Source organism: Kineococcus sp. GCM10028916 (genome assembly GCF_042674865.1).
Classification (GTDB): Bacteria; Actinomycetota; Actinomycetes; order Actinomycetales; family Kineococcaceae; genus Kineococcus.
This window is the reverse complement of sequence record NZ_JBHTFM010000005.1, coordinates 1-15,543: the sequence shown is the minus strand read 5'-3', so window position 1 is coordinate 15,543 and position 15,543 is coordinate 1. Positions and strand designations below refer to the sequence as shown.

Annotated in this window: 13 protein-coding genes and 1 pseudogene; 8 read left to right on the top strand and 6 right to left on the bottom strand. The window is 70.8% G+C overall.

Features of this window, described 5'->3' with window-relative positions:
• Nucleotides 1-76 precede the first annotated feature (76 nt).
• Both ACFQ46_RS06945 and ACFQ46_RS06940 read left to right on the top strand, forming a co-directional pair.
• Nucleotides 77-766, top strand: a complete 690-nt coding sequence (locus ACFQ46_RS06945; protein ID WP_328293572.1) for a transglutaminase family protein — start codon at nt 77-79, stop codon at nt 764-766.
• Nucleotides 763-1,650, top strand: coding sequence for a transglutaminase domain-containing protein (locus ACFQ46_RS06940; protein ID WP_380258530.1), 888 nt, complete (start codon nt 763-765; stop codon nt 1,648-1,650). Before ACFQ46_RS06945 ends, ACFQ46_RS06940 begins: the two co-directional genes overlap by 4 nt.
• Nucleotides 1,651-1,669: 19 nt before the next feature.
• On the opposite strand, the gene ACFQ46_RS06935 is transcribed toward ACFQ46_RS06940, so the two are convergent.
• Both ACFQ46_RS06935 and ACFQ46_RS06930 read right to left on the bottom strand, forming a co-directional pair.
• Nucleotides 1,670-2,593 (bottom strand): DUF808 domain-containing protein, encoded by a 924-nt coding sequence (locus tag ACFQ46_RS06935; RefSeq protein ID WP_380258528.1) that lies wholly within the window; start codon nt 2,591-2,593, stop codon nt 1,670-1,672.
• Between the two features lie 101 nt (nt 2,594-2,694).
• Nucleotides 2,695-4,176, bottom strand: coding sequence for a helix-turn-helix domain-containing protein (locus ACFQ46_RS06930; protein ID WP_380258526.1), 1,482 nt, complete (start codon nt 4,174-4,176; stop codon nt 2,695-2,697).
• Nucleotides 4,177-4,332: 156 nt separating this feature from the next.
• Here ACFQ46_RS06930 and ACFQ46_RS06925 point away from each other — a divergent pair, with 156 nt between their 5' ends.
• From ACFQ46_RS06925 to ACFQ46_RS06905, 5 genes are all read left to right on the top strand, one after another.
• Nucleotides 4,333-5,358, top strand: a complete 1,026-nt coding sequence (locus ACFQ46_RS06925; protein WP_380258524.1) for an amidohydrolase family protein — start codon at nt 4,333-4,335, stop codon at nt 5,356-5,358.
• Nucleotides 5,358-6,137, top strand: coding sequence for an iron-sulfur cluster assembly protein (locus ACFQ46_RS06920; RefSeq protein WP_380258522.1), 780 nt, complete (start codon nt 5,358-5,360; stop codon nt 6,135-6,137). Before ACFQ46_RS06925 ends, ACFQ46_RS06920 begins: the two co-directional genes overlap by 1 nt.
• Before the next feature lie 5 nt (nt 6,138-6,142).
• The gene (locus ACFQ46_RS06915; RefSeq protein ID WP_380258613.1) at nt 6,143-7,168 is read left to right on the top strand and encodes an NAD(P)-dependent alcohol dehydrogenase; all 1,026 of its coding nucleotides are present in this window, start codon (nt 6,143-6,145) and stop codon (nt 7,166-7,168) included.
• 161 nt (nt 7,169-7,329) lie between these two features.
• Nucleotides 7,330-9,507, top strand: coding sequence for a glutamine synthetase III (locus ACFQ46_RS06910; protein ID WP_380258520.1), 2,178 nt, complete (start codon nt 7,330-7,332; stop codon nt 9,505-9,507).
• Nucleotides 9,508-9,581: 74 nt separating this feature from the next.
• A complete protein-coding gene (locus ACFQ46_RS06905) occupies nt 9,582-9,929 on the top strand; it encodes a cupin domain-containing protein (protein ID WP_380258518.1) in 348 nt (115 codons plus the stop codon).
• Between the two features lie 18 nt (nt 9,930-9,947).
• Here the strand turns inward: ACFQ46_RS06905 and ACFQ46_RS06900 are convergent, their stop codons facing one another.
• The 4 genes and pseudogenes from ACFQ46_RS06900 to ACFQ46_RS06885 all read right to left on the bottom strand — a co-directional run bounded on the left by ACFQ46_RS06900 (nt 9,948) and on the right by ACFQ46_RS06885 (nt 14,225).
• Nucleotides 9,948-11,213 carry an alkaline phosphatase gene (locus ACFQ46_RS06900; RefSeq protein ID WP_380258516.1) on the bottom strand — a complete coding sequence of 422 codons (1,266 nt, stop codon included), beginning with the start codon at nt 11,211-11,213 and terminating at the stop codon, nt 9,948-9,950.
• A gap of 67 nt (nt 11,214-11,280) precedes the next feature.
• A pseudogene (locus ACFQ46_RS06895) lies at nt 11,281-12,735 on the bottom strand (M81 family metallopeptidase).
• A 75-nt stretch (nt 12,736-12,810) separates the two neighbouring features.
• Entirely contained in the window at nt 12,811-13,812 is a 1,002-nt protein-coding gene (locus ACFQ46_RS06890) for an ADP-ribosylglycohydrolase family protein (protein ID WP_380258514.1), read from the bottom strand.
• 131 nt (nt 13,813-13,943) lie between these two features.
• Complete coding sequence (locus ACFQ46_RS06885; RefSeq protein ID WP_380258512.1) at nt 13,944-14,225, bottom strand: hypothetical protein; 282 nt, start codon at nt 14,223-14,225, stop codon at nt 13,944-13,946.
• A gap of 167 nt (nt 14,226-14,392) precedes the next feature.
• Between ACFQ46_RS06885 and ACFQ46_RS06880 the strand changes: the two genes are divergently transcribed.
• Nucleotides 14,393-15,442 (top strand): LLM class flavin-dependent oxidoreductase, encoded by a 1,050-nt coding sequence (locus tag ACFQ46_RS06880; protein WP_380258510.1) that lies wholly within the window; start codon nt 14,393-14,395, stop codon nt 15,440-15,442.
• Nucleotides 15,443-15,543 lie beyond the last annotated feature (101 nt).

Below are 15,543 nucleotides of genomic sequence, written 5' to 3'. Positions count from 1 at the left end.
GCAGTGGAGTGTCCCGGCCATCGCCCAGGTCACACCTCGACGTGACGAAGACGTCGCCATCAGTGACGAGCAGTGGGTGACCGAGCCCGGCATGGAGCGCCGGACGTACACCGACGTCTACGGCAACGAGTGCGTGCGCTTCACGCTGCCGGCCGGCCGTTCGGTCCTGCGCTACGACGCCGTCGCCGAGGTCGCGGACGCACCCGAGGACGCCGACGAGGACGCACCCGAGATCGCCCCGACCGACCTACCGGACGAGGTCCTGCTCTACACCCTGCCCAGTCGCTACGTCGTACCCGACGTCCTGGCCGACGAGGCGTGGACCCTGTTCGCCGAGACCCCGCGCGGCTACCGACGGGTCCAGGCCATCTGCGACCACGTCAACAAGCACCTGCAGTTCCAGTACGGCAGCAGCACCGCCCTCTCCACGGCGGCCGACGTCAACGCCAGCGGCTACGGCGTCTGCCGCGACTTCACCCACCTGGCCATCACCTTCTGCCGGGCCCTGAACATCCCCGCCCGCTACGTCTTCGGCTACCTGCCCGAGATCGACATCGAGCCGACCGACGCCCCCAGCGACTTCGCCGCCTGGATGGAGGTCTGGCTGGGCGACCGCTGGTGGACGTTCGACCCCCGCAACAACACCCGGATGAAGGGCCGTGTTCTGATCGGACGAGGCCGCGACGCGTCCGACGTGGCCATGTTGACGACGTTCGGGGCACCGTTGCTGGAGTCGATGGTCGTTCACGCCGAGGAGATCTCATGACGCTGCTCACCGGGCCGGGCCTCCTCGACCACCGCGCCCTCGACCTCGAGGGCGCCGCACGGGTCACGTACCGCCTGGAGCAGACGTTCCGCTACGACTACGTCGAGCCCGTCACGTCGGTGCGCCAGCGCCTCGTCATCGTCCCGCCGGCCCGCCACGGCGACGCGACGCTGGTCCACCACTCCCTCGACGTGTTGGGCGCGGTCTCGCGCAAGACCATCCGTCACCACGGCGGCAGCAGCGACAGCAGCAGCGTGGTGCGGGTCAGCGCCGACCGGGTCGAGGAGTTCATCGAGTTCCGGCTCACGGCCCACGTCGAGCGCGCCGGCGACCGCCGCCTGGCGGAACTGCCGTCGAAGGCGCTGCGCGACGCCCGCTGGCGGCAGCTGACCCGCCTCACGACCCCCGACACCGCACTGCGCGACTGGGCCGCGGAGCTCCACCGCGACGGCGAGCGCCCCGAGGACACGGCCCAGCGGATCTGCTCGGCCGTGCACGCCCGGATGACCTACGAGTTCGGGATCACCGGGACCTCGACGACCGCCGCGCAGGCCCTCGCCGGTGGCCGGGGCGTCTGCCAGGACTACGCCCACATCGCCTTGGCGCTCTGCCACGAGCTGGGTCTGCCCGCCCGCTACGTGTCGGGCCACCTGCTGGGCCAGGGCGGGACGCACGCCTGGTTCGAGGTGCTCGTCGACGCCGGGGACCGCGTCGTCGCGATCCCCTTCGACCCCTGCAACGACCGCCGCGCCGGTCGGGGGTACCTGACCATCGCGACCGGCCGCGACTACGCCGACGTCGCCCCCACCGCGGGGACCTACGAGGGGCCCCTGTCCGGGCAGTTGAGCTCCACCCGCCGGCTCGGGGTCGTCTCGCTCGCCTGATCCGTCGCGGCGGTCCGCGTCAGTGCGCCTTCTTGCGGTGCACCGTGACGGACAGGACGAGCACGATCACCGCACCCACGACGAGCCCGATCACCGCGCTGGAGAACGTGTTCACCAACCAGCCGACGACACCGCCGAGGGCGCCGGTCGCGTCGTGCGCGGCCTCCTCGAGGTGGTGCACGAAGGAGTAGACGGGGTGCCAGCCGAGTTCGTCGGTCCCGACGAGCAGGATGTGCCCGCCCACCCACAGCATCGCGGCCGTGCCGACGACGGTGAGGAACGTCAGCAGCTTCGGCATCGCCGCGACCAGGCCGCGACCGAACCGGGCGACGCCGGCGCCGTCGCGACGCGCGAGGTTCAGGCCGACGTCGTCCATCTTCACGATCAGCCCGACCGCCCCGTAGACGAGCAGCGTGATGAGCACGCCGACGATGATCAGGATGACCAGACGCGCGAAGAACGGCTGGTCGGACACCTCGTTGAGCGAGATCACCATGATCTCCGCGGACAGGATGAGGTCGGTGCGGATGGCGCCGGCGACGACGGTCTTCTCGTCCTTGGGTCCCTCGTCCGCGCCGTAGCCGTGACCGCTGACCTTGGCCCAGACCTTCTCCGCGCCCTCGAAGCTGAGGTAGGCGCCCCCGAGCATGAGGATCGGGGTGAGCAGGAAGTCCGCGAACTGACTGAGCAGCAGGATCACCGGCAGGATGATCAGCAACTTGTTGCGCAGCGACCCGATGGCGATCCGCTTGATGATCGGCAGTTCACGGTCGGGGGTGAGACCCCGGACGTACTGCGGGGTGACGGCCGCGTCGTCGACCACGACCCCGGCCGCCTTCGCGCCGGCCTTGGCGGCTGCGGCGCCGATGTCGTCCATCGAGGCGGCGGCCGCCCGGGCGATGAGCGCCACGTCGTCCAGCAGGGCCACGAGTCCACCGCTCACGCGCGGGATCCTTCCGTCGTCAACACCCCGGACGTGCGTCCAGGACGCTCCCAGGTTGTCACGAGAGCGCGGAGCGCCCCACCCGCAGGAGACCGGCGACGTCAGCGGGGGATGTGCAGGTCGTACTGCGCGACCTTCCGGTAGATCGTCGCGCGGCTCATCCCGAGTTCCTCGGCGGCCTGCTTCACGCTCATCCCGGGCGTGGTGAGGCAGCGCACGATCTCCTCGCGCTCGATGGTCTCCAGCCGGCTCAGCCGGTGCGAGGACCCGCTGAACACCTCGGCGGGGAGGTGCCGCACGTCGATCGTGTCCGCCTGCAGCGCGGCGCGCCTGACCACGGTGTGCAGCTGGTCGACGTTGCCCGGCCAGGAGCAGCTCTCCAGGGCCCGAGCCGCCGCGGGGGTGATCTCGAGGTCGCGGCCGCGGGTGTGCCGGACGACGTGCGCGGCGAGCGGGAGGACGTCGGAGGGTCGCTCGCGCAGCGGCGGGACGGCCACGACGGCGTCGACGAGCGCAGCGAGCGGAGCGGGGACCTCCGCGAGGTCCTCGGCGGTGAGGACGACGGGCAGGTCCGGGCGCAGCGTGCGGGCGGCGGCGATGAGGTCGTGCAGTTCCTCCGCCACCCGGGCCGGGAGGTGGTCGACCTCGCACACGACGACGGCGGTGTCGGCCTTGCCGAGTTCCGGTGACCACAGCGCCAGCCACCGTTCGAGGTCCTGCGGAGCGGGTGGGCTCGCCGACAGGATCCGGTCGCGCGGGCGGACCCGGCGGACCGCCTGGGCGAGCAGGGTCGAGCGACCGGCTCCGCGTTCCCCGACCGCCACGACGACCCGCCCCTCGCGCACGGAGCGTTCGCACTGCGCCAACGCCTCGCGCCAGGCCCGGGAGAGGCCCTCGACCGTCCCGCTGCCCGGCTCGAGGGTCCCGTGCTGCACGTGGAACACCTCCCCGCGCGGGGCGGGACGTGGGGTGCGGCCGCGCGAACGCGCCAGCATGAGGGCCGACGTCGCGCCGGCCGCGGACTGCGCGAGGGCGAGCAGCAGCTTCCCGGGCTGCTCGGCCCAGGTGGTGATGTTGACGCTGCCCTCGAGCCGGCCGCTCAGCGGGTCGAGCACGGGGACGGCGGCGCAGGTGTAGCCGACGAGGCTGGCGCTGTAGTGCTGGTCGGCGCGGACGACGGTCGGCAACCGGTCGGCGAGCGCGAGCCCCAGCCCGCTGGTCCCGGCCTCGCGCTCGGAGAACGCGAACCCCGGGGCGAGGTGCACGGCGTCCAGGCTGCGCAGCAGCGAGGTGTCGCCCGAGAGCCGGTTGAGCACGAGGCCGTCGGCGTCGGTGAGCATGAGGCTGACGGGTTCGTCGACGAGCGTGCGGTGCAGCTCGGTCAGCACCTGGCGGCCGCACTCGTAGAACAGCGACTCCCGTTCCCACGTCCCGGAGAAGACCGGTTCGACGTCCCCGGTGCGCACGCCGTAGTCCTCGCTGCGCCGCCAGGACGCGGCCAGCCGGTCGTCGACCCGGACCCCGCCGCGGACCGGGCGCGGGTCGACGCGTCCGGTCTCCTGCCGTCGAGCCTCGTCGCTCACGCCCACCTCCCTCGTGGTGGCCCCACCGTACGACCTCGGCACCCGCCCGCACGAGGGTCGCCGTCTCAAAGTGAGACACCGGAACCACCGCAGCGACCCCCGGCGTCCCTACGGTCGTGCCCACGCACCGCCCCGTCACCGGAGATGGAGAGCAGCATGTACACCAAGGACGGCGAGAAGTACTTCATCCTCGACGCGCACGTCGCGCTGTGGGACGCCCGCCCCGAGAACCAGCGCAACGTCCACGGCAAGCAGTTCATCGACTGCTTCTACGACTACCACCGCAACCTCAGCCCGGCCTCGGAGCTGTGGCCCTACGAGGAGTACCTCTACCAGGGCGGTGACCGCCTGATGCACGACCTCTTCGACGTCGGCTACGTCGACCACGCGATCTTCCAGCCGGCCCGGCTCGGGGAGTTCTACCGGAAGGGTTTCGGTCAGACCGAGGAGGCGCTCGCGATCACCCGGGCCAACCCGGACAAGCTGACCTACAACCACTACTTCGACCCGCGCGACGGCGAACGCGGCCTCGACCAGCTGCGCCAGGACGCGGAGGAGATGCACCTGAAGGGCGTCAAGCTCTACACCGCCGACTGGCACGGCGACTCCCGCGGGTACAAGCTCTCCGACCCCTGGACCTACCGCTACCTCGAGGTCTGCCGCGAGCTGGGGATCAAGAACATCCACGTCCACAAGGGGCCCACGATCCGCCCCCTGGACCGCGACGCCTTCGACGTCGCCGACGTCGACCACGCCGCGACGGACTTCACCGACCTGAACTTCATCGTCGAGCACTGCGGGCTGCCGCGCCTCGAGGACTTCTGCTGGATCGCGACCCAGGAACCCAACGTCTACGCGGGACTGGCGGTCGCGATCCCGTTCATGCACACCCGGCCGCGCTACTTCGCGCAGATCATCGGGGAGCTCCTCTACTGGCTCGACGAGAACCGGATCTTCTTCTCCAGCGACTACGCGCTGTGGACACCGAAGTGGCTGGTCGAGACGTTCGTGGACTTCCAGATCCCCGAGGACATGTCGGAGTACGCGCCGCTGACCACGGACCAGAAGAAGAAGATCCTCGGCCTGAACGCCGCCGCCGTCTACGGCATCGACGTCCCGGCCGAACTGCAGGTCGCGAACCCGCCGGCGATGGCGGAGCCGCAGGCCGTGGCGGTGGCCTGATGACGCTCACCACCCTCGACCGGCGGCAGGAGGTCATCGACGCGTTGTCGGTCGTCCTGGACCCGGAACTCGACGAACCCATCACCGACCTGGGTTTCGTCCGCTCCGTCGACGTCGACGGCGCGTCGGTGAGCGTCCACCTGCGACTGCCCACGTCGTTCTGCTCGCCGAACTTCGCCTACCTCATGGCCTCCGACGCCAAGGACGCCCTGGTGGACCTGTTCTGGGTCGAGCGGGTCGTGGTGGAGCTCGACGACCACCACGACTCCGACCTCATCAACGCCGGTCTGGCCGCCGACGCGGGCTACCGCGGGACGTTCGGGCACGAGGCCGAGCAGGACCTGGAGGAACTGCGTCTCACGTTCCGCCGCAAGGCGCACACCGCGGCGGTGGAACGGGCCCTGACCCTGTTGTTGCGCGCCGACCCCGAACTGCGCGAGCAGGACCTCGGCGAGGTGACGCTCGCCGACCTCCGGGACGAGCGGACCACCCTGGCGTTGTTGCGTCGTCGCGTCGCCCTGGGGATCTCCTCGGAACCCGGCGCCAAGGTCCTCGTCGACGAGCACGGCGACTCCTACCCCCGCGCGGAGGTCCCGCTGCGACTCCGTCGGGCCCGCTCGACCCGCATCTCCATCGACGGCAACGCGCACTTCTGCCGGGGCCTGCTCGCCACCCGTTACCCGGGTTCCGCGGCCGACCAGGTTCCCCGGCACGAGGGTTCCGAACCCGGCGACCACCCGCTGCTGCCCCTCACCGTCCGCCGGGAGGCGACGTCATGAGCACCATGAGAGCCGTCCGCGTCGTGGGGTACCACCAGCCGCTGCAGATGCAGGAGGTCCCGACACCCGAGGTGACGAGCCCGTTCGACGTCGTGGTGAAGATCGGCGGGGCCGGTGTCTGCCGCACCGACCTGCACATCCTCGAAGGGCAGTGGGCGCAGAAGTCCGGGGTCACCCTGCCGTACACGATCGGGCACGAGAACGCGGGCTGGGTCAGCGCGGTCGGTTCCGCGGTGACCAACGTCGCCGAGGGCGACAAGGTGATCCTGCACCCGAACACCACCTGCGGACTGTGCCGCGCGTGCCGTTCGGGTGACGACGTCCACTGCGTCGCCAAGGGTTTCCCGGGCATCGACGTCGACGGTGGGTACGCGGAACACCTCAAGACCTCCGCCCGCAGCGTCGTCAAGATCGACGACTCCCTCGAACCCTCCGACGTCGCCGCCCTGGCTGACGCCGGCCTGACGGCTTACCACGCCTGCGCCAAAGCGGCCCAGCGGTTGCGGCCGGTGGACCGGTGCGTGGTCATCGGAGCCGGTGGTCTGGGCCACATCGGGATCCAGGTGCTGGCGGCGATGACCGCGGCCGAGATCATCGTCGTCGACCGCAACCCCGACGCGGTGGAGCTGGCGCGCTCGATCGGGGCGCACCACGCGGTCGTGGCCGACGGGACCCAGGTCGAGCAGGTCCTGGAGCTCACCGACGGTCGCGGCGCGGAGGTCGTCGTCGACTTCGTCGGCGAGGGCGGCTCCACGGCTGAGGGGATCAGGATGCTGCGCGAGGCCGGCGACTACCACGTCGTCGGGTACGGCGAGAACATCGACGTCCCCACCATCGACATCATCTCCGCGGAGATCAACGTCATCGGCAACCTCGTCGGGTCGTACAACGACCTGACCGAACTCATGGCCCTGGCCGCGCGCGGTCTGGTGAAGCTGCACACCGTGAAGTACGCCCTCGACGACTTCCAGACCGCGGTCGACGACCTCGACGGCGGCCGGGTGAGGGGCCGGGCCATCCTCGTCCCCTGACCGCGCGTCGACGCGGAGTGACGAGCGGGTGGTCTCACAGCGCCAGGCCACACGCTCGTCACACGGACGAAACCTGCGGCGTCCTCGAAGGCCCTAGCGTCTGCGACAAGAGTGCGGTCCTCTGGGCCCGCACGGTCCGAGGCGAGCAACTGGAGCCCTCCATGAGCGGCAGCGCAGCACGACTCCGAGCGATCGACGCGGTCATCGCCTTCGAAGCCCCCACCCCGAGCCTCATCGCGGCCGAGGCGCCGGGCGAGGTCTTCGGCCAGAACGTCTTCAGCAAGGCCGTCATGCAGAAGCGGTTGCCGAAGGCGGTCTTCAAGTCGGTCATGGCGACCATCGAGAAGCAGATGCCCCTCGACCCGGCGATCGCCGACGCCGTCGCCTCGGCGATGAAGGACTGGGCGCTGGAGAAGGGCGCGACGCACTACGCGCACGTCTTCTACCCGTTGACGCACTCCACCGCCGAGAAGCACGACAGCTTCTTCGAACCCGACGACGACGGCGGCTCGATCGCCGAGTTCGCCGGCAAGACGCTGGTCCAGGGTGAGCCGGACGCCTCGAGCTTCCCCAACGGCGGTCTGCGCTCGACGTTCGAGGCTCGCGGGTACACCGGGTGGGACGTCACCAGCCCCGCCTACGTGCTGGAGAACCCCAACGGGAACACGTTGTGCATCCCGACGGTGTTCGTCTCGATGACCGGTGAGGCGCTGGACCACAAGACCCCGCTGCTGCGCTCGCAGCAGGCGATGGCCACCCAGGCCGCGCGCGTGCTGCGGCTGTTCGGTCACGACGACCCGGGCACGATCGTCTCCTACGCCGGTCCGGAGCAGGAGTACTTCCTCATCGACCGGCACTTCTTCCTGTCCCGCCCCGACCTGCTGAACGCGGGGCGCACGCTGTTCGGCGCCAAGCCGCCGAAGGGCCAGGAGTTCGACGACCACTACTTCGGCGCCATCCCCGACCGCGTGCTGGCGTTCATGCTCCACGCCGAGCGCGAGCTCTTCAAGGTCGGGATCCCCGCCAAGACCCGGCACAACGAGGTCGCGCCCGGCCAGTTCGAGATCGCGCCGATGTTCGAGCGGTCCAACCTCGCCGCCGACCACCAGCAGCTGCTCATGGTCACCATGAAGCGCGTCGCGCGTGAGCACGGCATGGAACTGCTCTTCCACGAGAAGCCGTTCGTCGGCGTCAACGGGTCCGGCAAGCACGTGAACTTCTCGTTCGGCTCCTCGACCGTCGGCAACCTGCTGCTGCCCGGTGACACCCCGCACGAGAACGCGCAGTTCCTGGTGTTCTGCGCCGCGATCATCCGCGCCGTCCACAAGTACGGCGGCCTGCTGCGCGCCTCGGTCGCCTCGGCGACGAACGACCACCGGCTCGGGGCCAACGAGGCCCCGCCGGCGATCATCTCGATCTTCCTGGGCGAGCAGCTCGCCGACGTCTTCGACCAGGTCGCCAAGGGCGGTGCGACCTCCTCGAAGGAGAAGGGCACCATGACGATCGGCGTCGACACCCTGCCCGTGCTGCCGACCGACCCGGGAGACCGCAACCGCACCAGCCCGTTCGCCTTCACCGGCAACCGCTTCGAGTTCCGCGCACCGGGTTCGATGCAGTCGATCTCCTCGCCGGTCTACACCATCAACACGATCGTGACGGAGGCGCTGGACTTCATCGCGACCGACCTCGAGGAGCGGGTCGCGGCCGGCGAGGACTTCAACCACGCCGTGCAGAAGGTCCTCGAGCAGATCATCACCGACCACGGGGCGGTCGTGTTCAACGGTGACGGGTACTCCGACGACTGGCAGACCGAGGCCGAGGCGCGCGGTCTGAAGAACCTGCGCACGACGATGGACGCCCTGCCCGAACTGATCTCGGACGAGGCCGTGGAACTGTTCAGCAGGTACGGCATCTTCTCCGAGCGCGAGATGCACTCGCGCTACGAGATCGCCGTCGAACAGTACGAGCTCGCCATCGCCGTCGAGGCGAAGCTGACCGTGGAGGTCGCGGGGACGAGCATCCTGCCCGCCGCGATCCGCTACCAGACGCAGCTCGCCCAGAACGTGGCCGCACTCACGGCGGCCGGGGTCGAGGCGGACACCTCGCTGCTGCAGGCGGTCACGACGCCCATCACCGCGCTGCGCGAGGCGCTGGTGACCCTGAGGACCGTCGCCTTCGAGGAGGCCGGGCACACGCCGGTCGAGGCCGCGATGCACGCGAAGGACGTCCTGCTCCCGGCGATGGCCGCCGTCCGCGAGGCCGCCGACGAACTCGAGACCCTCGTCGCCGACGACCTCTGGCCGCTCGCGACCTATCAGGAGATGCTCTTCATCCGCTGATCATCGCTGACCACGGACGCCCGGTCGGGGCGCTGCTCCGGCCGGGCGCTCGTGCGTCCGTCTACGCTCGCACCGTGGAACTCCCCGCGGGCAGCGCCCTGGACACCCGAGAACTCGTGCTGGAGAACTCCACCGTGGGTGCTGAGCAGGTCGTCGACGGATCGCCCGCCACAGGTTCCCTCGAACTCGGCACGGTGGGAGGGGTGGAACTCGGGGTGTGGGAGATGACCACGGGCACGATGCGCGACGTCGAGACCGACGAGGTGTTCGTCGTCGTGGCCGGACGCGCCGAGGTCTCGATCGAGGGCCTCGCCGCACCCCTCGTGCTCGCTCCCGGGACCGTCGGCCGGCTGGCCGCCGGGACCCGCACCACGTGGACGGTCAGCGAGACCCTCCGGAAGGTCTACCTCCTCGGCCGGTGACGAACGGACGGCCGCGGGTCAGCGCATCGCCGCCTGGATCGCGTCGTGCACGTCGGTCCCGTCCTGCACCCGACCCAGAGCCGCGGACCCCGGACCGGTCGCCGTCAGCGGGGTGGCCGCGCCGGTGTGCTCGGTCGTCGTCCAGTCGACGGTGAACTGCAGCTCGGTCCCGGCGACGGTGAACGGGCCGTCCTCCCGGGAGTCCGCCTCACCGCTCTCGTCGTCGGCGTCGACGTTCTCGATCGTGAGACCGCCCGTCTCGTGATCGCCCTCGACGACGACGAGCGTGTCCGGGTGGGTCTTCACGAAGTCGAGCACCAACGCGACCGTGGAGTCGAAGGCGGCTCCGGCGGCGACGGTCAGGTGCGCGTTGTTGTGGTGGGCCATCTCGTCGATGCCCTCCTCCTCGACGAGGAGGAAGAACCCGTCCTCGTCCTGGGACAACGTGTCCAGCGCCTTGGCGGCCATGTCCCGCAACGGGACGGCGGGTGCGTAGATCGCCCCCTCGCCCTCGTTGCGGTGCTCGAACATCTCTTCGTTGGCGAAGAGCCCGAGCAGCTTCGGGGAGGTGGCGGCAGCCAGTTCGGCACCGTTCCTCACGTACTCGTACCCCAGGTCCTGGGCGCGTTCGACGAGGTTGCCGGCGGTGCCGGAGCTCTGCTCGGTCGGGTCGGTCCACGGGTTGTCCGGCCAGGCACCGGGGTCCCCCGCCGGCAGCCAGCGGTCCTCGCCACCACCGAGGATGACGTCGGGCCGGGAGTCCTCGAGGTACTGCCGGGCGATCTCGCTCTGGTCGTCGCGGTCGAGGACGTGGGACCCGAACGCGGCAGGGGTCGCGTCCGTCACCTGGGAGGTCGTGACCAGGCCGGTGGACCGGCCCCGGTCGCGGGCTTCCTCGAGCAGCGAGGGGACGGGGTTGCCGGCGACGTCGACACCGACGGCGCCGTTGTAGGTCCGCACACCGGTCGCGTAGGCCGTCGCCGCCGCGGCGGAGTCGGTGACGGTCTCGAGCGGGTCGGCCGGATCGGTGCGCACCCACCCGGCGACGTCGAGGGAATCCATGGCCAGTTCGGCGTTCTGTCCCACGGTCGCCAGTCGGATGAGCTCGCGGTGCGCGATCCCCATGCCGTCGCCCTGCAGCACGATGACGTTCTTGGCGTGAAGGCTTCGGTGGCGTGCGCCGTCGGCGCCGGACGGGGCGGTCGGGTCCCCCGTCGCGCAGGACGTCAGCCCGACGATGAGGACCCCGGACAGGGCCAGTGCCGTCGTTCTCGCGATCTTCATGCGGTTCTCCTCGCGTCGTTGCGTGAACGCGACCCACCCTGGCACTCAGGACCCGCACAGGCCACCCCTAGCGAATGGTCAGTGGCGTCAGGTCGGGCGGGTCCACGAGCGGCTGGAACGGGTGCACCGGACCGCCGAGGTTCACGTGTCCCAGCGCACGAGGTCCCGGTCGACCCCGCCGGGAGTGAGCGCCAGCCGCCAGTCGGCGGCCATCTCGAACGGCTCCGGCTCCAGGTAGCCGATCTTCACGACGACGACGTCGGTGCCGTTCCGGACGTCGAGGCCGAGCACCCGGAAGTCAGCCTCCTCGGGGAAGGGCCTCCGCCGTTCGGCGACGATCACCGACACGTTGCGCACCCGCAGCACCGCGACGATCCCGCCCCGCGGGTCGTCGGTGACGACCGCGGTCACGACGCCCCGGACCCGCACCGGGGGTGCCGACGCGATGTCGATGCGACCACCCACGAGGACGTCCACCTCGGCCCCGACCCCCGCCGCGGACGCCGCACGCGCGGCCACGGGGTCGGCGATGGAGGCGTGGACCACGCTCGCCCCGCTCGAGGCGAGGTTCTCGTCGGCGAGCAGGACGGTCAACGCGCAGGAGGCGTCCCCGGCCCCAGCGGCGGTCGGGTTGTCACCGGAGTCACTGAGGTGGAACGGTCGGGCGTCGCTGGTCAGAGCGACGGCCAGGCAGCCGCCCAGGGTTCCCGACGGAGCGGCGAGGTCGAAGTCCGCGCGGGCCCTCCAGCAGCTGTCGGCCAACCGGGCCGCCTGCTCGAGCAGGACCTCCACGTCGTCGCCGGTGACGACCACCGCTGCGCGGCAACGGGGTTCGTCGACCCAGACGCAAACCACCCAGACCGCGGCGTCGAGGACGCCGTCCAGCGCCTCGACCTCGGGACCTCCGCGTAGATCGCCTTGGCGGGGTCGACCCGGTGGTCGTGCGTTCGCCGGGCAGCAGGACGGGTACCTGCACCCAGGCCTTGAGCGGTCGACCACCGTGACCGGTGCGGGCGACGAGGTTGCGGGCGGCCCGTTCCCGCGACTCCCGTTCGTCCTCGTGAGGGGCCGTCCGGTAGCAGGTGATGAGGTCGACGACCTCGGCGAGGTCACGGGAGACGTTGCCGTGCAGGTCCATCGAGGCCGACACCAGGACGCTCGCACCGACCGCGTCGCGGACCCGGGCGGCCAGTCGGGTCTCGACGTCCTGCAGGCCCTGGACGGTCATGGCGCCGTGGATGTCCAGGAGGACCCCGTCGAACTCCCTCGCGCCTTCGAGCCCCGCGACGATCTCCGTCTCGAGACCTGAGTAGGCGGTCGGGTCGACCGGACCGCCCGGCATCGCGTACGCGTGGACGAGCGGAACCCACTCGACGTCCGCAGCCCAGTCCGCAGGACCGGTCACGAAGTCGTACCGGTCGAGGAGTTCCCGGCCGCGCGTGACGTGGAAGTCCTCAAGGCGGGTGCGGTGCCGGCCGAAGGTGCTGGTCTCGGTGGCGATGCCCGCGATCGTGATCCTCACCGGTCGACCTCCCGTGTCCGGCGGTCGAGCCCCGTGTCGACCGGAGGTGGCCTGCCCGATGCCCCGGGGGCAGGTTCAGCTGATCCCGTAGCGGGCGCGCCACATCGGGTCGTTGGCCGCACCCCAGCTGCCGTCGGGATTGGATGTGTTCTCTCGCACCAGGTCCCGAGCCAAGCGGTCGATGACGTAGGCGAGGTCGATGCGGGTGAGAACGGTCTGCGGGAGGGCGGTCTCACCGTGGACCGCTCCCACCAGGGCGCCGGTGACCGTGGAGACCGCCACCGGGTGGGGTGCCGTGCCCGCCAGGGCGAGGGCGGCACGGGCACCCGTCACCTCGGGGTGGCTGAGCAGGCAGTACACCGCTCCCCACAGCGTCGACGACGAACTCGCGTCGCCCGCAGCGGCCCGCAGGACGAGCGGGGACGCCGGGGTCTCCCGAGCCGCCCGGACGGCGTCGTCGACCACCGAGACGGCGGTGAAGTCGATGCCCTGCATGATCGCTGCGCTGATCCCCTCGCCGACCGCTTCCACGGCGTCGCCCGTCCGCAGCGCTGCTCCCGCGAGCAGGACGGCGAGCCCGGTCGGGGCGAAGGTCCGGGGTCCGTGGGTGAGGGCAGCGGAGTCGATCGCGGTGTCCACCGCCTGAGCGGGGTCGCGAGCGACCTGCGCCGCGAGCGGCAAGGCGCGGGCGATCGAGTGCCACCCGTCTGCCGTCGTCACGGGGTCGAGGCGGGTCCCCCCGGAACCGGTGGCCAGTCCACGGACGGTGTCCCCCGGGTCACCAGCGGACTGGGCGAGGAGGGGAACCTCTTCGAGCCAGGCGACACCGGTGGTGCTCGAACGTCCGGGTGCGGACCAGACCCGCGCCCACCGGCGGTAGGCATCGAGCAGGTCGGCTCGGGGGTCGGCCGCTCCGGTCACCGACCGGCGCAGAGAGGTGCGGATGCTCGCGGCGACGGTGAAGCAGGCCAGCTGGGTAGCGACCCCGTGGCGCAGGACACCTCTCGTCGAGACTCCCGACCCGATGGCCTCACCGACGGCGAGACCGTGCAGGAGCCCGCGGACGCGCCGTCCCACGACAGGGCTGTGCGCTGTCGGGGGCATCCCCGGGGCGGCGTGTCGTCCTTCTTCCACGACATGGAGTTCGGCCTCGCGGAGAGCCGCATCAAGCCTTGAACCCTCGAACCACCCGGTTGGCTGACGCGTTCTCACGGTCGCGCGAACAGGCGCCCCTCCACGGAGTCGTACTCACCGGCTCCGGCCGCGGCACGGTTCCCGAGTTCGCGCAGCCCGCTGTCGGCGCCTCGGGCGGCCTGGGCCAGGGCGTCGAAGAAGGCTTGGGCCGCACGCTGGGCCCGGCCGAGGACCCAGTCGTCCGCGCCTACGCCTGCCGCCTCCAACGATCTCGAGAGGGCGCCGATGTCGGCGGCGTCCGCGCGCAACGTCGCCGCCGACTGTTGGAGCTCCTCGGTCGCCACGCCGTACTGCATGCTTCCTCCTCCACCGGTGAGGTCGGACGCTACCGGCAATCGGGCGGGGAGGCGTCGACTCGTCCACAGGCACCGATCAAGCGGACCGTCAGGGCCGCCGATGTCTCAGGGGCTCCCGCATCTGCGGGACGAGGTATAGTTAAAGTCTCAAACACTTTGGAGGCGCGATGTCCCGCAACGGCCGACGGCTCGAGCTCGGGTTCCTGACGTTCGTCGCGGACGGTGGCTCCGGCGGTCCCGCAGGAGCGCTCCAGGACGGCCTGTCGCTCATCCGGTACGCGGAAGACCTCGGGTACGACTCGGCATGGGTCCGCGTCCGGCACCACGAGCCGTTCCTGTCCTCGCCGATGACGTTCTTCGCGGCGGCTTCGCAGGTGACGCGACGGATCCACCTGGGCACCGGTGTCGTTCCGATGCGCTACGAGGACCCGCTGCGGCTGGCCGAGGACGCCTCGACGGTCGACCTCCTCAGCGGGGGCCGTCTCGAACTCGGGCTGAGCAACGGGATCCCGCCGCTCGCTGCTGCGCTCGACCCCATCCACGGCGCCTCAGAACGAGGTTTCGCCGGGGAGGCCCAGCACCGCATCGAGGTGCTGCGCCGTGCGATCGCTGGCGAGCCCATCGCCCAGGCGGCTGCCCAGTACATGGGCATCCCCAGCGGCGGGGACATGCTCAGCACGCCGCACGCCGCCGGGTTGTCGGAGCGACTCTGGTACGGCGCCGGTAGTGAGCGGACAGCCGTGCGCGCCGGGGCGCAGGGGTTCGACCTGCAGGTCTCCACCTTGAACAGCGAAGAGACCGGTGAACCCTTCGACGTCGTGCAGGCGCGACAGATCCGCAGCTACCGCAAGGCCTTCGCGGACGCGGGTCACTCAGGCCGGCGCTCTCCGCGGGTCTCGGCAGGACGCATCGTGTTGCCCTTCGTCGACCGTAGGGACGCCGAGGACCACCGGACGTTCATCGAGGGGTACACCTCCGGGATGACTGGAGACGGCCTGCCCAAAGAGCCCTCGCCCTTCCCGGTGCGGTTCAGCTCGATCCTCAGCGGCGACCCGGAAAACATCGTCGAAAGCCTACTCGCCGACGAGGTCACGGAGGAGACCGACGGTCTCGTCATCGTGCTCCCCGCGGAGGGTTCCCTCGAGGTCCACCAGCGCGTGCTACGCGCCGTCGCCGAGCACGTCGCACCCCACCTCGGGTGGACTCCCGCGGTCTGAAGAGCCCTCCCCCACCACGACGTGAAGAAACAGCCCAACCGGGCCCGGAAATACGTGTGGGGAGCAGCCCCCCGAAAAGGGCTACTCCCCACACGATCCCA